This window comes from Oscillatoria sp. FACHB-1406 (assembly GCF_014698145.1).
GTDB lineage: Bacteria > Cyanobacteriota > Cyanobacteriia > Cyanobacteriales > Spirulinaceae > FACHB-1406.
On the sequence record NZ_JACJSM010000005.1, the window covers coordinates 1 to 18,948 of the forward strand.

The 18,948-nt window shown below is 48.5% G+C and carries 16 protein-coding genes and 1 tRNA gene; 7 read left to right on the forward strand and 10 right to left on the reverse strand.

Annotation, left to right across the window (positions count from 1 at the left end):
- Positions 1-360 precede the first annotated feature (360 nt).
- The 4 genes from H6G50_RS06935 to H6G50_RS06950 all read left to right on the forward strand — a co-directional run bounded on the left by H6G50_RS06935 (position 361) and on the right by H6G50_RS06950 (position 3,624).
- Positions 361-1,551, forward strand: a complete 1,191-nt coding sequence (locus H6G50_RS06935; protein ID WP_190714631.1) for an NAD(P)/FAD-dependent oxidoreductase — start codon at positions 361-363, stop codon at positions 1,549-1,551.
- A gap of 19 nt (positions 1,552-1,570) precedes the next feature.
- Positions 1,571-2,227: an HAD family hydrolase gene (locus H6G50_RS06940; protein ID WP_190714633.1), complete on the forward strand. Its 657-nt coding sequence runs from the start codon at positions 1,571-1,573 to the stop codon at positions 2,225-2,227.
- A gap of 134 nt (positions 2,228-2,361) precedes the next feature.
- Entirely contained in the window at positions 2,362-3,315 is a 954-nt protein-coding gene (locus H6G50_RS06945; RefSeq protein WP_190714635.1) for an Hpt domain-containing protein, read from the forward strand.
- 18 nt (positions 3,316-3,333) lie between these two features.
- Positions 3,334-3,624, forward strand: coding sequence for a hypothetical protein (locus H6G50_RS06950; RefSeq protein ID WP_190714637.1), 291 nt, complete (start codon positions 3,334-3,336; stop codon positions 3,622-3,624).
- Positions 3,625-3,651: 27 nt separating this feature from the next.
- Here the strand turns inward: H6G50_RS06950 and H6G50_RS06955 are convergent, their stop codons facing one another.
- The 6 genes from H6G50_RS06955 to H6G50_RS06980 form a co-directional block, all read right to left on the reverse strand.
- Positions 3,652-4,446: an ATP synthase subunit I gene (locus H6G50_RS06955; RefSeq protein ID WP_190714638.1), complete on the reverse strand. Its 795-nt coding sequence runs from the start codon at positions 4,444-4,446 to the stop codon at positions 3,652-3,654.
- 228 nt (positions 4,447-4,674) lie between these two features.
- Positions 4,675-5,964, reverse strand: a complete 1,290-nt coding sequence (gene eno, locus H6G50_RS06960) for a phosphopyruvate hydratase (RefSeq protein ID WP_190714640.1) — start codon at positions 5,962-5,964, stop codon at positions 4,675-4,677.
- A 127-nt stretch (positions 5,965-6,091) separates the two neighbouring features.
- Positions 6,092-6,697 (reverse strand): alpha/beta hydrolase, encoded by a 606-nt coding sequence (locus H6G50_RS06965; RefSeq protein ID WP_190714642.1) that lies wholly within the window; start codon positions 6,695-6,697, stop codon positions 6,092-6,094.
- A gap of 110 nt (positions 6,698-6,807) precedes the next feature.
- Positions 6,808-8,193 (reverse strand): Rieske 2Fe-2S domain-containing protein, encoded by a 1,386-nt coding sequence (locus H6G50_RS06970; protein WP_190714644.1) that lies wholly within the window; start codon positions 8,191-8,193, stop codon positions 6,808-6,810.
- 69 nt (positions 8,194-8,262) lie between these two features.
- The gene (locus tag H6G50_RS06975; protein ID WP_190714645.1) at positions 8,263-9,231 is read right to left on the reverse strand and encodes an Rpn family recombination-promoting nuclease/putative transposase; all 969 of its coding nucleotides are present in this window, start codon (positions 9,229-9,231) and stop codon (positions 8,263-8,265) included.
- Between the two features lie 53 nt (positions 9,232-9,284).
- The gene (locus H6G50_RS06980; protein WP_190714647.1) at positions 9,285-9,701 is read right to left on the reverse strand and encodes a hypothetical protein; all 417 of its coding nucleotides are present in this window, start codon (positions 9,699-9,701) and stop codon (positions 9,285-9,287) included.
- Between the two features lie 751 nt (positions 9,702-10,452).
- On the opposite strand from H6G50_RS06980, the gene H6G50_RS06985 reads away from it, so the two are divergent.
- A complete protein-coding gene (locus H6G50_RS06985) occupies positions 10,453-10,902 on the forward strand; it encodes a hypothetical protein (protein WP_190714649.1) in 450 nt (149 codons plus the stop codon).
- 90 nt (positions 10,903-10,992) lie between these two features.
- Here H6G50_RS06985 and H6G50_RS06990 read toward each other — a convergent pair whose 3' ends face one another.
- The gene (locus H6G50_RS06990; RefSeq protein WP_190714651.1) at positions 10,993-14,028 is read right to left on the reverse strand and encodes a UPF0182 family protein; all 3,036 of its coding nucleotides are present in this window, start codon (positions 14,026-14,028) and stop codon (positions 10,993-10,995) included.
- 236 nt (positions 14,029-14,264) lie between these two features.
- Between H6G50_RS06990 and H6G50_RS06995 the strand changes: the two genes are divergently transcribed.
- Both H6G50_RS06995 and H6G50_RS07000 read left to right on the forward strand, forming a co-directional pair.
- A complete protein-coding gene (locus H6G50_RS06995) occupies positions 14,265-14,858 on the forward strand; it encodes a Uma2 family endonuclease (protein WP_190714653.1) in 594 nt (197 codons plus the stop codon).
- Between the two features lie 220 nt (positions 14,859-15,078).
- The gene (locus H6G50_RS07000) at positions 15,079-15,708 is read left to right on the forward strand and encodes a hypothetical protein (protein ID WP_190714655.1); all 630 of its coding nucleotides are present in this window, start codon (positions 15,079-15,081) and stop codon (positions 15,706-15,708) included.
- A gap of 83 nt (positions 15,709-15,791) precedes the next feature.
- Here the strand turns inward: H6G50_RS07000 and H6G50_RS07005 are convergent, their stop codons facing one another.
- The 3 genes from H6G50_RS07005 to H6G50_RS07015 form a co-directional block, all read right to left on the reverse strand.
- Entirely contained in the window at positions 15,792-17,189 is a 1,398-nt protein-coding gene (locus H6G50_RS07005) for a TROVE domain-containing protein (protein ID WP_190714656.1), read from the reverse strand.
- Positions 17,190-17,324: 135 nt separating this feature from the next.
- Positions 17,325-17,390 (reverse strand) — tRNA-OTHER (locus H6G50_RS07010).
- 234 nt (positions 17,391-17,624) lie between these two features.
- Positions 17,625-18,911, reverse strand: coding sequence for a glutamyl-tRNA reductase (locus H6G50_RS07015; RefSeq protein WP_190714658.1), 1,287 nt, complete (start codon positions 18,909-18,911; stop codon positions 17,625-17,627).
- Between the last annotated feature and the right edge of the window lie 37 nt (positions 18,912-18,948).

Below are 18,948 nucleotides of genomic sequence, written 5' to 3' on the forward strand. Positions count from 1 at the left end.
GTGAAGGCTGGTGCTATGAAGCAGAAACCTAAGTCGTAGCGTCCTCGTTTTTGAGGTCTCCTCAAAAATATGGACGGGCGCGTGAGGTTTAGGAATCCCCGCGCCTAAAGGCGCGGGGAGGATGTCAACAATCTTCAAGATTGCACTTAGAAACGCGCAGTTGAGCGTTGTTCGCTTAAATCTAACAAAAGTCGGAGCGAACGAGCGTTTGTTTTTGGAGTCGGCAATGCCCGCCCAGCGCAATCTTATCAGGAGTAAGGAATGGATGGGTTGGATTGAAAATCGAGAAGGTCGGTTCGGAGCGCGATCGCCTTGTTATCCTGAGATTAAACGCTTACTCCTGCTCCTTACTAAATCTTCATGAACGAACAACCAACCCGTATTTGCATTCTCGGTGGGGGCTTTGGCGGTCTTTATACCGCCCTGCGCTTAAACGAACTCCCCTGGGAACGCTCCCAAAGACCAGAAATTACGCTAATCGATCGCAGCGATCGCTTCTTATTTTCCCCCCTGTTGTACGAACTCGTCAGCGGCGAAATGCAAACCTGGGAAGTTGCCCCGCCTTTTGCCGAACTGCTCGAAGGCACCGCCATTAAATTCTGCCACGCCTGCGCCACGGAAATCGACCTCGAAGGCAAACAAATTCTCCTGGAAGGGGGAACAACCCTCCCTTACGATAAACTCGTCCTCTCCGTCGGCGGTAAAACTCCGCTCGACGTTCCCGGCGCGAAAGACTACGCCCTCCCCTTCCGTACCCTCGAGGATGCTTACCGCCTCCAAGCCCGCCTGCGCGACCTCGAAGCATCCGAACGCGATAAAATTCGCATTGCCATCGTCGGCGGCAGTTATAGTGGCGTAGAACTCGCCTGCAAGCTCGCCGACCGCCTCGGCGAACGCGGTCGTATTCGTATCATCGAGCGCTGTCCGGATATCTTGACCAATGCAGTAGAATTTAATCGTAAATCCGCTAAAACTGCTCTGGAAGCACGTCAAATCTGGCTGGATCTCGAAACCGACGTGCAATCGATCGACTCAGATGCGATCGCTTTGCTGTATAAAGGACAGGTAGACATCATCCCTGCGGATATTGTGTTGTGGACAGTCGGAACGACAGCCACCCCGCTGCTTGAAACGCTGCCCCTAAAACGCGAAACCCAAGGACGAGTCGTTATTGCACCCACCTTACAAGTTCTTGATTGCGACGGCGTATTTGCCCTCGGCGATTTAGCCGACTGTCGGGATGCCGTCGGTCAAAAAGTCCCTGCCACCGGTCAAAGTGCGATTCAGCAAGCCGATTATTGTGCTTGGAACCTGTGGGCATCTCTAACGGGTCGCCCTCTGTTGCCCTTCCGCTATCAGCCTCTCGGAGAAATGATGACTCTCGGAATCGAGAGTGCCACAGTTTCCGGGATGGGGATAAAATTGGACGGTTCTTTGGGATATCTGACCCGGCGACTGGCCTATCTTTATCGTCTCCCAACTCTCAAGCACCAGCTTGCAGTCGGCTTGAATTGGATAACCCAACCGCTGGCGGAGCTTTTGTCCCAGTAAGCGTTCACAAGAAGGCTCGATGGAAAAACCGCAAGTCATTTTTTTAGATGCTGTCGGAACGCTATTTGGCGTTCGCGGCAGCGTGGGGGAAATCTACGGCGAAATCGCCCGCGAGTTTGGCGTGGAGGCCGAAAGTGCCGCTTTAGAACGTGCCTTCTACCAAGTTTTTCAGGCGAGTAGCCCCTTAACCTTTCCCGGTGTCAGCGTAACTGAAGTTCCCCGACGCGAGTTTGAGTGGTGGTACGAAGTTTCGAGGCTTACGTTTGAGAAAGCGAATGCGCTGGAACAATTTTCAGATTTTCAGGCTTTCTTTACTCGCCTTTACGGACACTTCGCAACCCCTAAGCCCTGGCAGGTTTACCCGGATATTCTTCCCGCTCTCGAAAAGTGGAAGGAGCAACGGATTGAGTTAGGAATTATCTCGAACTTTGATTCTCGCATCCACGCTGTCTTGGAAGGATTGGAACTGAGAAAATATTTTCACAGTATTACCATCTCCTCGAGTCTCGGGGTTGCTAAGCCCGACCCGGCTATTTTTCATAAAGCTTTGGCTAAACACCAGTGCGAACCGAGTCGCGCTTGGCACGTCGGCGATAGCGTTAAAGAAGATTACGAAGGGGCAAAGGCTGCCGGACTGCACGGGATTTTGCTGGAACGGCAGCCCGTTCTCGTTTAAAACTCGGCCCGAGCGACTCGTCAATCCGAACAACGCGCCCCCTTTAAAGGGAACAGCCGCGCGAATCAATGGTGACACCGAGCGAGCATCGGCTATCCTTGAAGATAATTTATCTTTGACAGGGGAATGACGCTTTGGACAGAGCAAGCCATCAAAAGATACTCGGTTATTTCATTGAGGAAGCGAAAGAACACCTTGAAACCCTCGAACAAGGGTTAATGGAGTTGAATGTTGTGGTTCGCGACCCAGAACGCCTTAACGAGATGTTTCGCGCCGCCCACTCGATTAAAGGGGGTTCGGCGATGCTGGGCTATAACGAAATTCAGAAAACTGCCCATCGCCTCGAAGATTGCTTCAAGATTTTAAAAGATCATGAAGTCCCCGTCAATTCTAAGTTAGAACATTTATTCCTCGATGGGTATGAAGCATTAAACGATTTGTTGACAAAATTAGAAAGTCCTTCGGGACTCCCCGATGAGGAGGCAGAAAAGATTTCTAAGGCAGCAGAACCTTCGTTTGCCGAACTGCAACATTATCTGCTGACTTTGGTGGGGGTAGAAATTCCAGAACTCGAAGGAAGTGCTTCTTTGGGTGCTAGCGTAGCCTCCCGAACAAACGAATCCGTCCCGCAGGCCAGCATCGCCCAACAGCAGACTGTTCGCCCCGAATGGGAAGTTGCCGCCCAAATTCGGAAGATTCTGAAACAGATGTTAGAAGTTTTTAAACAAAAATCCAACGCTCAAACTCGCAAACAATTGCAGCAGTTCTGCGCGAGTTTAGCTAAGCTTGCTCCTCAAGAAAAGGGCTGGCAACTGTTAACGAAAAGCGCTTATCAAGCGATTGGAAATCCGAAATTCACTTACCGAGTTTTAGCTCCTGTTATTCTTAAAGAATTAAAATTGGGAAGCGATTGCATTGCTTTGGGGAAAGGAGAGGAAATTCAAACGAGCGCAAGCCTCAAGCAGATGGCAAAAGCCAACGTTCCTCAAATTCTCATTTCTGTAGATCCAAAGATTGCAGCTAAGACTCTCAAACAAACTTTTAATTCCCAACAGTTATCTCAACTCGTCCAACTTTTAAGCGTTTAAGGAACTAACGATTGTTAAATGCTGACTTTGTTTTACAATACCGTACAAATTTTAAAACCGATCTTGGTTCCTTTGTGCTTCGTCGTTGCTTGGACATTCTTTCTGCTTTTAGGGTGGTCGCTCTTTAGCAGTATTCGCGATGTCTTGCAACGGAGTAAAGTGATGCACGATATTCCCTGTACGAACTGCCAGTTTTTTACAAATGACTATCGATTAAAATGTACGGTTCGCCCACACATTGCGAATACCGAAAATGCGATCGGTTGTTTGGATTATCGCGGTAAAGAAAACCCGTTTTCTTTGTATTGATTGTTTTGAATGGAAGGCAGCGTTGAGTTACCTCGGTTGGGAAGAACGCGCGCCCATTTTACGAGATAAACGGTCGAAAGCAAGCGGCATTGGTAGCGGTTGCTGGTTTAACTGACGCTGCCGAACTGCATCTAAGCGTTGCAGGCTTTCGATCGCGGCTTTGCGGACTAAGGCACTGGATTCGCGCGCGAGCATGACCTGAATATACTCGATAACGGTTTCGCGATCGCTGGCGCTCAATTTTCCCTTGGCTGCCCGTTGTGCTAATTGTCGCACCGCGATCGCGCGTTTGAGGGGATCGTTATCGGTGAGTTCGCCTAACAGTCGCTCGAACCGATCTTCCCAATTTCCCTCGCGGCGATCGCAAATTTGCCAGCCCAGCAACACCAACGTCAGTATGGTTCCTAACCCTTGAAAGATCGCTCCAACGGCCAGCCAGCGATTTTCGCTTTCCGCCCACATCGAAGTCGCCGCGTAGGTCAGAAGTGCTGCAAAGCCGCCACTCCCAACGGCAAAGGCAAAGGGACGCTGAGAACTGCGTAAAAAGCGTTCGAGTTGCGATCGATAGGCTTGCCAACCGCCTTGCTGTAGCATATAAACCGCTAGCATTGCGCCCATCCCGATAGCCGTTGCTAGCAACAGTTTCCAATCCCAAACGATTAAAAGAGCTAAACCCAATCCACCAAAAAGCCAACGCTGCGAACCTCGCAAAGTGGAAAAAAGACCATTCAAACCGCGCAGGACTCGGCGTTCTAACTTCAAATCTGCGAGTCTGCGAGCGAGGTCAACGGATTGCTTTTGCCAAAAGGACGCTTGTGCCACTGGAATTCCTAGACGCTGTAACGGTTTACGAGTCGGGTTCGCCTGCTCCTACGATATAGCATACAAGCTTGAGGCAGTTTGTAAACAGCGAATAGGAGTCGGTTCAAAAGGCTGTAGGAACAGGCTTGCCGACAGTCTTTAATCCAACCCCAACAAAATCGTTGCAGGGGCGGGTTCGCTCTAACGGGTATCAAACCGAGAAAAACCCGCCTCGTCCTTTAACAGCGATTATACGCCCGGACCCATGCCGATAGTTCCAGCATAAACCGCGCGATCGCCGAGTTCTTCCTCGATCCGCAACAGGCGATTGTACTTCGCAACCCGTTCGCTACGACACAGAGAACCCGTTTTAATTTGTCCGGCGCGCGTCGCGACGGCTAAATCGGCAATTGTCGTATCTTCGGTTTCCCCGGAACGGTGGGAAATGACGCAGCGGAATTGATGGCGCTTCGCTAAATCGATGGTTTCCAACGTTTCCGTCAGCGTGCCGATTTGATTGAGTTTAATCAAAATCGCATTGCCCGCCCGTAAATCGATTCCTTTTTGCAAGCGCGTCGGATTGGTAACAAACAAGTCATCGCCGACTAACTGAATTTTGCTGCCCAACTTTTCGTTCAGCAATTTCCAATTGTCCCAATCTTCTTCGTGTAAACCATCTTCAATAGAAACAATGGGATATTTATCGACTAATTTGCCCAAATAGTCGATAAAATCAGCCGGACTGTGGGGACTGCCATCGTAAACGTACTGCCCCTCTTTGTAAAACTCGCTGGCAGCAACATCCATCGCCAGAGAAACTTCTTCGCCCGGTTTGTAACCCGCTTTTTCAATCGCTGCAACCAGAATTTCTAATGCTTCTTCATTAGATTTCAGGTTGGGCGCGTAACCGCCTTCATCGCCAACACCGCCTAAAAGTCCTTCGCTGGCCAAAACTTTGCTGAGGGTGGCGAAGACTTCCGCGCCCCAGCGCAAAGCTTCGGCAAAAGTAGGCGCGCCGCCCGGAACGATCATGAACTCTTGGAAATCGACGTTATTGGCTGCATGAGCGCCGCCGTTAATCACGTTCATGAGGGGAACGGGCAAAACGTTGGCTAAGGGGCCGCCGAGGTAACGATAGAGGGGAATTTGCAGTTCGCCAGCAGCGGCTTTTGCAGTAGCGAGAGAGACTGCAAGAATGGCATTTGCACCCAGTTCGGACTTATTAGCAGAACCGTCGCACTCCATCATCGCGCGATCGATCGCGATTTGATCGAAAGCATCCATATCCAGCAATTGCCGCTCGATTTTTTCGCGAATATTGCGAACCGCTTTGAGAACGCCTTTACCGCCGTAACGATGCTCGTCGTCGCGCAGTTCGTGAGCTTCAAACGTTCCGGTAGATGCGCCGCTAGGGACTTGGGCGAGGCCGACAACGCCGCTTTCTAAGCGAACTTCCGCTTCTACAGTCGGCCGTCCTCGAGAATCGAGAATTTCCCGGCCCGCGATCGCTTCAATGATAGCTTCTGTCTTCTCTAACACAAATGCTTCCTCGCTGTTAATTAAAAGTTCGATCCCGTTACAGGATAAAGCCTCAAGGCTCGAAAGAACGTTTATTTAAGCATATTTTTGAGTCCGAGTGAGGGGGGGATGGCGCTCCGGTCGTAGTTTAATATCGTTCGAGGAACTCGCGCAACACTGCCAGCGCTTCCGGGGAAATTTCGTGTCCCATATCGAACTCGCTGTACTCCACCGTTACTCCCGCCGCTTCTAGCTTCTGTTTGGCTTCCCGCGCGAGGGAAATGGGAACGACATAATCTTGCCGCCCGTGAAGAGAAAGAACTGGCGGCGGTTGTTTGCCCGGTTGGGGTGCGGAATGCAAATAACCGCTCAAGCAGCACAATCCTGCTAACGGCAGTTGCAGCCCGACATCGAGCGTCATTGCGCCGCCTTGGGAAAAACCCGCCAAAATGGTTCGAGCGAGGGGAATTCCAGTCGTGGTTTCTAAGGAAAGCAGCCAATTGGTTAAAAGTTGGCGACTCTCGTCTAAGCCTGCATAACCCGACCGTTCCAGCGCATACCACGCCCGTCCTCCGGCGATTTGCGGGTGCGAAAATGGCGCTTCGGGAAATATCATTTCCATGTCGGGGAGATTGAGAAAGGGCGCGAGGGAGGCTAAATCGCGGGAGTTTGCACCCCAACCGTGCAGGGCGACGAATAGGTGAGTGGCGGATTTGCCACTTTTGGGTGCGAGGGAAATTGATTCGAGAGCCATTTGTGTATTAGTAAACAGTTATTAGTTTTTAGGGGGCGGGTTATCAGCAGCGACTTAATGGAGTTGGGTTGCTGAAATCCTTACCCTCAACTCGTCTGCCCATCCCTTGCTTATTTCAGGAGATTGCGGGGTGGAATGGCGCGACCTTCATAAAACTTGCGCTCCAAACGCGCTAAGCTCAACCAAGCTGCTGCCAGTCCTAAACTCAGCGCTGTGAGGGAAATTGAGAGTGCGGTGCTTAAATAAATGGCGACCAGGGGGAGACAAATCCACGCGATCGCGCCGACAATGGCACACCACAAGCGTAACTGTTGAATGCGTTGCAGCGCGCCCCGACAACTGGCACATTTTTCAGTATGAGAATGGTAGCGATCGAGGAGTTGTTCCGGCGCTTTGGGCGGCGAAAAACTTTCCGTTGGGAAGGGATCGGCTTGATAGCGGTTGACCCAATTGCGAAATTCGGTTACAAAGCGATCGGCTTTGGTGGGTAAATAAAAGGCTCGATTAAAGTTAGTGCTGCCGCCTCTTTTTTCTAAGTAACGTTCTTGGAAATACAAGAAGATTTGATCGTCTTCGAGAATTGCATTTTGACCGATATGAGAATACCAACGCGGCGTTATTTTGAAAATTAATGCTGGGAATTTTGAGGGAAATTTAAAGGGAAAACGCGCAAAAATTCGACATTCTCCTTTACGAATTGGAGTGGCATAAACGACGGTGAGCGTTCTGCCGAATTGCTTTGAGGTTAAGTCGTGCCACATTAATCCCGGCGCGATAAAGGTGGTGTCCTGCCGTCCTAATTTACCGCGTCTAGGCCCTTCTTCCCAAACGCCTGTAAATCCTTGTTTGGTCGATTCAACCACTTCTAATTCGACGGGGGCGGCGTTGGCGCGATTGCCGACGGAACGATGATGGGTGAAGGGGAGGTGGCTGGAATCGAGGACGTTTTCGAGTAAGGTGAGGGCATCGTAGGGAAGATCCCGGAAGGTATCGATGCAAACCCAATCGTCGGCGGCATCTTCAAGGGGTTCGACAACGGGAACGGCGGTTGTTGGGGCGTTTTCGGGGTTTCCGGGGTAAACAAATAGCATTCCTTGGTAGATGGCGGTCGGAAGGGCGGCGACGCAGGCACGCTGGGAGGTTTCGGCTTTACTGCCTTCAAGCTGTTGCGGAATGATTTCGCAATGTCCTTCGCCGGAAAAGGCCCAGCCGTGATAGGGACATTCGAGTTGTCCGGCTTCGTTAATGCGACCTTGGGAGAGTGGGGCGAGGCGATGGGGGCAACAATCTTCAAATACGCGCCAAGATTGGCTGTTTTCTTCCCACCAAACGACTAAATCGCGATCGAGGAGGGTGAAGGGGTTGGGTTGAGCGCGATCGAGGTCTTGGAGATAGAAGATGGGATACCATGCTTCTTGGGGATCGAAGCGATCGCGATCGCGTCCGCCGACGGGATGCACAGTGCTTTGGTCTTGGGGCGTTACGAGATTTATCATTGAAGAACGCGGTGGGCTGGGTAGGTTCTTCTTTTTAGTATAGTTTTGTTAAGCTCGAACTGGGGAAGCTTAAGGCATCTCGCGCAGCGCTTGAATTTCCTCAACTGTTAGCCCGGTTGTTTGCGCGATCGCGGCGTTGTCGAGAAAGGCGAGTAAGTTACGCGCGATCGCGTATTTTTCTTCGTTCTTTCCTTGTTCGAGTCCCTGTTCGAGTCCTTGTTCGAGTCCTTGTTCGAGTCCTTGTTCGAGTCCTTGTTCGAGTCCTTGTTCGAGTCCTTGTTCGAGTCCTTGCTGGAGTCCTTGCTGGAGTCCTTGTTCGAGTCCTTGCTGGAGTCCTAATGCGATCGCGCCTTGTTGGTCGTAAATAAACATTTCTCGGCGCTCTAAATCCTCTAATTCCGCTGTGGTTAAATCGGCTTGATTCGCAATTTCAAAAGCGCGATGCAGTTCGGGAATCTCTTCCATATTGTCGGGAATATCCGTTAACGATCGCGCATATTTAATAAAATAGATCCATTTATCTGCTATTGTTTCCAGTTCCTCCATCTCTTTCTTGAATTTCGGCAACTCCACGAAAACAAGTTCAATTTCTGTATCCGGATAGGGAACGCCGTTCTTCAGGTTCCGATATCCAAAGTGGGAAATCCAGTCTTCGTATTCCGGAAACATTTCAAAATCTGTCAGCGTTAAAGCAATCACTGGCTTTAACATCCGATACCCTTCACCCGTTTGCAGTTGAAACGCATAAGTTTTTGCCGCATTAAAGATAACTCGTTTGCCAAAAGATTGTACGTTTAAAACCTGCATTTCAATAATGACAAACGTCCCATTATCGAGTTGAGCGCGGACATCGAGGTAAGTATCCTTCAGCCCTTGCACTCTGGGCGGTAAGTTCGGGTCGATGATTTCTAAGTCTTTAATCGTCGCTTGACCGTCATAAATCAAAGCATTGAGAAAACTGATGAGAATTTCCTTACTCTCTGCCGAACCAAAAATCTTTTTAAACGCGTAATCGGTTTTAGGATTAATAAATCGCATTATAATTCATCCAATTTAACCGGTCAGAAAGAGTTAAAACGGAAGGTCTTGCTTCAGAGGCGCTGTACGACAACTACGCGACCAAAGCGAGGATCGACATCGAGGCTAAACACTTCAAAAATGGCAGCAGAACTCCCATTACAAGAAGGAATGGCATAGGTCGAAATTTCTCCAACTTCCAGGGACAAACAATGCTCGAAGATAGGTTTGCGATAGGGAATAGGGAGAAAGCGCTCCGAACCAATGCGCAGCGAAGCTTCATTATAAAAAGAAAGTTCGCCTTCGTGGTTGAGGATACCTGCGGGATGCGAAAATTGCTCGCACCAGCGCAACGCCAGAAACCATTTAGCTTCTGAGAGGCGCTGATAAACGCGGTGGGGGTTAGGATGTTGCAGGACTCTATATCCTGTCTCTACGGAGACGATGGTTCCTCCTAAGAACCCAAACATAGTTCCAATCGTATCGCTCATAGCGTTGTAGCTCCCTCGAAAAACCGAGCCAAGGTTTAAAGTTTTGTGAAAGCGCGAGTCCCAGAGCGCATCCCTTCAGGCGCGCTCCGCCGGTTTGCATCCAGCGTGATTTCTGCGTCTGATGAATAGCTTAAACTTTTTCTCGCCGCTGTCCTGAAGACTACGGAAAGAGTTAAGAAGTTGTAGAAGGAAGAAAGAATTTTTGTGCTATCGATAATCATCTACGGGTTAGTGGAACTCAAATCTAAAGAAAGGCTTACGGCGATTTTGCAAGGATCCGAACGACGGCGCGATTTGCCTGTCGGCAGTTTCAAGGGGGATAACAGAGTCGCAAAGTAGGAATGATGGGAGGTTTAACTATGCTCGCCGCTCAAAAAATAGGAGGTCAGTTAACAACCCCTCAATCGAAAAAATGTTCTCTCAATTCTACCAGACTGTTTTCGCGGCTCATCTGAACCTAACTCAAGTTCTTCTGTCTTCGGAGTTTTTGAGTTGGATGATATAGCATTTTTCGTTTGCGTGAGGTTCGTCGCGCGGGCGAATGCCATTCACCCCTACCCATCTAATTGCAATTGTTGTATCTCATCCATTTGAAAAACGCTATAACTCATTCTGTCTCGCCGAAAATAGTGATTTTTACCTAGGTGCGAGCGCTTTTCCTGAGAGCCGAAAAAAGCTCTATCTCCAGAAGGATTCGCGCGATCGCACCGATGCCGTAAAAATAGGTTAAGTAATTTTTAAACGGTATCCAATGAGACTGAATTATTTGACGAAAAAACTTTCTGTTGTAGGGCGCTGGGTCGCTACAGCTTTGTTTTGTGTATCGGCAGCAGCATTAGCTTGGCAAACGCCTTTATTCTCCCACGATTTAGCGATCGCTGCACCCGTCGGAGACTCTGTATTAGTTGCAGATGCGGCTGATGCAGTTAAGAATAAAGTCGATCGCGATTCAGATAGAGCAAAAGAATTCGTTCGCGATACTCGTGCCAAGGTTAAAGGCGCAGCAAATGACAATGCCGATAAAGTTGAAGATGCTACGGGTAAGGACGGTAATGCCTTAGAGCGCAAAGCAAACCGCGATAAAGATCTGATTGAGAAAAGAGCTAACGAAGACGCTGCGAAAACTCAGGATGCTGTAGACAATACTCGCAATGCTGTTAAAGATGCCGTTGATAACATTAAAAATGTTTTCAGCAACTAAGTAAACAATAAATAATTGAGAGTTCACAATAAGCCGCCCTTTCCAATTAGGAAGGGTTGCTTATTATTGGTAAAACGATCTTTCTTTAATTTATCGATCTGATTGTTCTAGCGGGCGAATAATCGCGCCATTTCCTGGCTGATTGGGTTGGCTGCTTTCGGGGGTAAAGAGCTTTTCAAAGGCTTGTTGCAGGGTTTCAGCGATCGCGATGCGATTATCATAGGCAACAATCACCCGCACTAACGTTGGCAACCCATTTTCATCCGCCTCTAAATACAAAGGTTCGACATAAAGCAGCGAATTTTCAATCGGAATCGCTAATAAATTCCCCTGAATCGCCTTTGAACCCTCCCTATCCCACAACGAAATTAACTGAGAAATTACCGGATCTTGATTCATCAGCGCTTGAATCTGCTCGATTCCATACACCAACTTCTGTTTGGGGAATTGATACAACAGCAACTTGCCATAATTCTCGCCATCCGAACGCGCTGCCAACCATGCAATTAAGTTTGGACGCGCCACGGGTGTAAAGGGTTGCAGTAAAATAAACTCTTCATCTGTCGCCCTAGAAGTGGTCGGTAGATTCATAATTAGATGATACGGCCGCACCGGCTGCTGTTTTGCTCCATAAATTTCTAAGGGGATTTGCCACTGATCCTCGCGATTGTAAAATACAGTCGGATCGATCATGTGATAGGCAAGCAAGCGTTCCGATTGCACCTCGAGCAAGTCAGTGGGATAGCGCAGGTGCGCTTTTAAACTTGCAGGCATTGCCTCGAGAGGTTTAAACATTTGCGGAAACGCTCGCTGCCAGCTTTGGATCAGCGGTTCGTCCGGTTGGGCAACGTAAAAATCGACATGACCGTTATAAGCATCGAGGACGACTTTGACTGCATTGCGCGTGTAATTGAAGGGATACTTACCCGGGTCGGAATAAGGGTAATGGTCGCTGGTCGTGTATGCGTCGATAATCCAATAAAGGTAATTTTTTTGTGCTGGATTTTCGGGGTTCGGCTTGTCGATATTAACGCTGACAAGATACGGATCGAGATCGTAACGTAAAAAGGGTGCGATCGCGCGCAGCCGATGATTGATATCCCGCCGCAACAGCACCCGCGTATCGGGGCGAAAGTTTTGCGTAAACAGCATTTGCCAATCCTTTAAATGCTCGGCAAAAATAAGTTTGCGCCAGAACGAACCTAACAAAACGCCTCCCGCCCCTTTATAAGTCGTGTAAGCATTTTCATTCCCGCTCGGAAAATCCAATTCCGGAACCCGACTCGGGGTCATAATGTAATTATTTGTCAGTTCGCCGTAATAAATGCGCGGATTCTCAATCGGAATGGTCTGGCGTACCGCTGCATTAGCCGTTCGCAGCAATCCGCCTTGTTCGGCGGTACCGATATCTTGCACGAAATAATCGGGCAATCCCCCTTCTCCGACTTTGTTCACCGGACTGACGGTAAACCCGTAACCGTGAGTATAAACGAGGTGGCGGTTGACCCAAGTTTGCGCCGCTTGAGGGACTTGTTTGTAATCGAGTTCTCGCGCGGCGACGATGACTTGTTGTTTGATGTTCTGCCCGCCCGCTGCTAAAGGCATGGTATAGCGGTCTACGTCAGCAGAAGGAAAGCGATAGTACAGGCGGATTTGTTGGAGTTGGCGAATTGTAGTTAAAATCGGGCGAGTATCCCAGAGGCGAATATTTTCAACGGTTTCTCGATTGTTTGCGAGTTTAGCTAAGTTGAGGTCGGCTTGGGGATTAAAAGTTTCGACTTCGACATTTTTTTCGTCAATGGCGAAGGCAGCGCGTGTGGCTTGGATGCTATGTTGGAGGTACTGCGTTTCCCGAGCCAGTTCGTTAGGCTGAACGATGAAACGTTGAACGAGACCGGGTAAGAGGAAACTGCCAAGGACGATGGAAAGGACGTAGAGGGCGGCAATTCCGCGCAGTTGCGGTTTGGGAAAGACTTTTTCTGGGTGCGTACCGATCGCTTTTAAGAATAGCCAAATTGCGATCGCGCTGGCAAGCAACAACAGAATCAGTTCAACGCGGCGTTCGAGATGATATTCGGTATAGCCGATACCAAAAACTTCGCCCTTACTTGAATACATCAGTTCGTAACGTGCCAGCCAATGATGCAATGCTTGCACTGCCATTGCTAAACTTCCGAGTCCGGAGAGATGGCGCAATTGCCGGGGTGAAAAGCCAATAAAATTTCCTTCCGAGAGGCTATGCCCCGACACGACATAGGTTAAAAGGCAGGAGGTAAAACCCCATAAACTCAATCCCCCTAACCAGAAATAAATTAATTGTAACACCGGGATTTGATATAAATAAAACCCGATATCGCGTCCGTAAATTGGGTCGGTTTGATTGAAGGCAACTTCATTAAAAAACAGTAAAATCCGCGTCCAATTTCCGGAAAGGACGAAGCCAAAAATCGCGCTCATTGCGATCGCAAATACACGCAAGCACCAGCGCGGACTGGCAAGGAGCAGTAAAATGGTTCCGGCAATACTAACGAGCGACCAAGAGGTTAACAATCCATTTTTATAGGCTTTGTCGGGAATTTGAGTGAGGATGGCATTGAGATTAAAAGGCGACGGTAGTGTCGGCGTAATGCTGGGTAGGTCGAATTTGGGTTCCCAAACTTGTAGCGCGACTTGGCTGTAGTGAACCAACATTAAACCGATAAAGATGCAAAGGAGGAGAACGAAGGGGAGAAGGAACTTCAACCCCATTGGAAACTGAAGATTTTTGGGGCGAACGCTGCGATAATTGCCGGTTGGGATAGGAGATGCTTTGGGGGAGGATCTAGGGACTAGATCTTGCCATTTAAAATCGTTAGCCAGTTGTAGATTGCCTTCTAAAAAGATAGCCGAGAGGGTCGCCGCGATCGCAAATAACCCGACTTGCGCTTTAAACCGCGTTAGGAAGGTTTCTAGATATCCTAATTTGTGAAACCAGAGGATATCGACGGTTAAATTTGCTACTAACTCGAACGCCAGCCCCAGCCCGACGACAAGGGCAACAACGAGTAGCCCTCGCGCCCGATAAGAACGGAGAGGGCGAGGGTTGGGGGGAATGGTGGAGGGACTGCGTTCGCCGATCGCTGGCATTTAAACAAGAGGGAGAGATAGGACTAAATTAACAATACGCACATCTATATCTTCAATTTTGACAGACTTCTGGGCTTTAGACTAACAAGAAAATAACTCAATAGACTTGTGATTTTGTGACTCGCTTGCAAAAGTGACTCGATACCGCCGGTAAGAGCCAAGGTTTGAGACCCTATAATAAAGTCAAACCCGAGTCAAACAGATGTGGTTTGCGAAATATTGCCGAACGGAGACCTATGGAAACTAGCGCTTTAATTGAATCCTCCCCAACTTATACTCGTGAAGAGTACCTCGAATTTGAGGTGAATTCCGAACAACGTCATGAATATATTCGGGGAGAGGTCATTGCAATGACAGGTGGAACGCCAAATCACAATCAGATCGTTCTCAATCTTGGGGGTGAATTAAACTATGGACTGAGGCAACATCCTTATCGTGTCTTCGTAACCGACCAAAGACTGTGGATTGCCGAAAAACAAATTTATACCTACCCCGATATTGTTATTAGCGCGGAAGAATTAGAACTTCAAGAAGGGCGTAAAGATACCCTCGCAAATGCGATCGCGATCGCGGAAGTTTTATCTGCTTCCACTCGCCATTACGATAAAGATGCTAAATTTGCTGCCTATCGCACCCTTCCGAGCTTTCAGGAATATTTATTAATCGACCAATATGTTATGCACGTCGAGCAATATTTCAAAACGGATGCCAAGCATTGGACATTTACGGAGTATGACAATGCCGAAGATATCGTAACTTTCAAATCTGTTTCTTTTCAAATTTCTTTAGCCGACTTATACAACCGCGTAGAGCTAGATTCAACTAAATAATAAGCATTAACAATCTATTATTTAGATATTTAGGAGATTGATGTGATATACAGTCGTAGGGTGGGCATTGCCGCAATCTCTTTAAGTTCAGAGAATAATTTTAAATCCGCAATGCCCACCAGCAGGCTTTTGGCGAGCAAGGCAAGGCAAGTTAATTCAACCAATTAGAAATAACAATAACTGCCTTGCCCACCCTACAATTTACTCCAATATTGACTTAATGGTTTCTCTTACGTTCCAAGACGGCTGGTTTCATCATATCCTGGGAAAAGCAGTTCGGGGTCACGAGTTTATTTTTATTCCGGTACTCGGAGATTTGGGCGATCGCGAAATTGTTCCCTATTACCGGGATACAGAAGAAGATGTTTGCCTCCCGATCTCGGCGTTGATTGAGGGAAAGTTACCGAGACTGCTCGGAGAATTCCCCTATTGGAATGAAAAACCCGTTTATCTCATTGATGCAATCTGGGTGAGAGCGAGAATTCCGGCTATTTTTGGCAAGAATCTCGTGTTTAGTCGCTTCGCTCCCGATTATAAATACAGGATAATCGAACAAATGTTTGTTGCTTGCGAGCGAAGAATGCAGGAAGAGTGGATTGCTTACCCGTTTATCTGCGAAGATTGCGAACTTTCTACGCAATTGCGCTTTAATTCCAATGAAGCTGTAAAAGATGCTTACGAGCGGATTGCACGAGATTTCTGTCAGCTTTTGCTGAAGGATGCAGAGCGAATTTACAGCTTTTGCGATGGCTATCTTTACGATGACGAATTATTTGGCGAGAAGTGGGAGCGAGTTACTTTGAAAGGTAAGAACTTCGAGATCGAAAGTGTCGAGGCGGAATTTTGGTAACGGAGAGCCGTAAAATAGTTTCGACTCTCCGATTTAATGACATTTTTCTCTGTTTCGATAGACCTTTTTCCACTAACAAATCTCTAAACTCGATCGCAAGATCGCTGCCTCGATAACTGTTCCATCGCCGCTACGAATTTGAGAAAATGTTCCGACCACCCGGCAACTTCAGCCGTCCAAACGCCTTGATAATTAATCCCGTGTTGGTGGGCGCTGACATCAATGATGTAATTCGTCTTACCAAATGGTTCGGGCAGTTTAGACTTATTGAGATCGCAGTCCTGGGAATCTGAGAAAACGATAATGCGATCGGGTGTTTTACGTTCTTGTTGGCGAATGTATTCGAGACATTGACGGGTGAAAATACCGCCGCCCCCCAAATTATTCTTACTGTCTACAATCGCTTGGCTTAGCGCAAAACCGCGATAAGCTGGTAATAATTTCGTGTCATGAATGCGCTTTGCATCGCTGCCTGCTGTCGCATACACGCGCATGGTTTCGCATTGTTCTGCTGCTAGCATCGCCATCGCCGCTGCTACATCCATACGCGAAAATTCCGATTTTCTGCTAATCGTTGCGCCCATCGATCCCGAAACATCAACGACAAAAATAGTTGTGCCGGGAAGCTTTTCGAGATGGGCAAAGCAACGAAACATCATTGATTCAATTTCTCGCATCCAGCGCGGCGAAGCTTTCGCCGCCGCCCAAAAGTTAATCGGCAGCAAATATTCGGACTTTATCGTTTTAAAGGCTTCTTGAATTGCTCGTTCCGAGACTTCCGCTTGTTCCATATTGCGAAGGTTACGCAGAAAAGCGAGCGCGCCTAACTTCCCCTCTTCTAATAACCGTTCCCAACTCTGCTTTTTATCTTGCCCTGTCGAAAGGGCAACTTCCCAAGTATCGGGCGTTGCTAGCTCGCGTTGGGCGAGTTTTCGGTATAATTCTTCTTTACCGATTTGCGGTTTGCTGTGGACGAGAAAAAGTACATCTCGCAACTTAACGCCCGTGGCGCGATCGTATTTTGCAAGTTGATATTCGTCGAAGCGAGTTAATGCTTTGGCTAGCCCTTTCTTGACTTGCGCCGAAAGCGGTTGTTTTCCTTCTTTCCAGTACAACGCAACAAAATCCGTCACCATATCCGCGCGCGTGCAAACATCGTATAACAAGTCAGCAACGTAAGCTTTATGGTCTTCCAACTTTGCCATTAAGCGAATGAGATAAAGCGGCGTATGACGTAATTTTTGTTGAAAGCGCGCTTCGCGGACAATCTCTGCAACAATTGAGGGCGAAACCTGTGGCAGAACTTCAACAATAGCCTCGGAAACGTTCTTGCCGTCTGCGTAGGCGAGATCTTCCCACAACAAGTTCGCCATCACTAATCGGCGCAATGTTGCCTCTGGTGATTGTACGGCAGCACGCATCCCGAAACCACCCGCTAGGGCGGGAACTTTTTTTTTGGCTTTGCGGTTTAGCTTTGACATGGTTCTACAGGGTGCTTCATCAAAAAAAGCGATGGGACTGAAAAGCAGTGCTTTCAGCCCCATTCAGTTTGTTGCGGAACAAGCAGAGACAGCTATATTTAAGCGTTCTAACCTATTAAACTACGCAGCGATAACCGCTGCGGCAGGACTCGAACCTACACCTCTCGCGTGACAGGCGAAGTAACTGTTTCTTACACCAGCAACAAATTTAAAACCTGGGGGAACAAGCGGTTGCGGTGCTTGTTCTTAACCTAAAAGAAGTAACCGCAACCTTCACCACCCATCCGCTATTCTAGCTCGCGCGATCGCGACTGTCCGGCGATCGCAACAAAACTACATATTGAATTACGATGCAACTACAGATTCAAAATGCTAGGGCTGAAGTACATTGCCTTCAGCCCTATTTTTATAGCACGAGGTTGTCTCGATGAGGCGCTAGGTGAACTGATTGTTGGTTTCTAGGTTAAACAACATTTGCAACGATTCTAAGCAGCGTTCTCGCGCTTCGATATCTTGTTGCGCCCGCAGTTGTACCATCGGTTCGTGCAGAATTTTGTTGACAATTCCGCGCGTTAATGCTTCGATGACTTCCTGATGTTTTTCGCCGAATTCGCTGCCCAAACGCGAGAGGGCTTTTTCGAGTTCTTGTTCGCGGATACTTTCAATTTTGTGCCGCAAACTGCTGATGGTGGGAACGGTATCGAGCGATCGCCGCCACAGTTCAAAGGCTGCGACTTCTTCTTCCAGCAAGACTTCCGCTTCCCGTGCCATCTGACGGCGACTCTCAGTATTTTGTGCAACAACGGCTTTCAGATCGTCTACGTTAAAACACTGAACTCGCTCTAACCCATCGACATCGGCGTGAATGTTGCGGGGTACGGAAATATCGATCAGCATCAGGGATTGATGGCAGGCGAGGCAGCCTTGTAGCATGGCGCGGTTGAGAATCGGTTCGGTTGCGCTGGTGCTGGTGAAGACGAGATCCGAGCCTGCGATCGCGGGTAGCATCTCCGTAATTTCCAGGAGTTGCAGCGGCGCGTCGGGAAATTGTCGGGCGAGTTCCAGGGAACGCTTGCGCGATCGATTGACGATGGTAATTTGGGTTGCGCCCTTCGCTAACAAATGCTTAACCAGCAAGTGCGCCATCTTGCCCGCACCGATGATGCTGGTGCGACAGGAAGGCAGATGGGCGGCTTTGATTTGCGCGAGTTCGACTGCTGCCGAAGAGATCGAAACCGCCCCTGTACCGATGCTGGTTTCGGTGCGAACTCGTTTCCCTGCCGTCATTGCTTGTTTGAAAAGGCGATCGAGCAGTTGTCCGAGTCCGTTGTATTTTTGGGCGAGTTTGTGGGTGGTTTTGACTTGGGCGAGGATTTGCCCTTCCCCGAGAACCAAACTATCCAATCCTGCTGCAACGCGCATGATGTGGCGCAGCGCATCTTGGTGAAGCAGAATGAAGAGATAGCGGCGCAAATAGTCGAGGGGAAGTTGACCGATTTCTGAGAGGAATTGCGTAATTTCTCTGACTCCGGGCTGACTTTCCCGAGCGACAACGTAGATTTCTAAACGGTTGCAGGTACTTAAGATCGCGACTTCTTCAATGTGGGGATAAGTTTTTAGGTGTGCGATCGCGGCTTCGATTTTCGGTTCCGGAATGCTTAATTTCTCCCGCACTTCTACAGGAGCCGTTTTATGACTAAGACCGACGACTAAAATATTCATAAATAGAAAAGGTGTTTTTAAAAGCAACGAAGCCAGA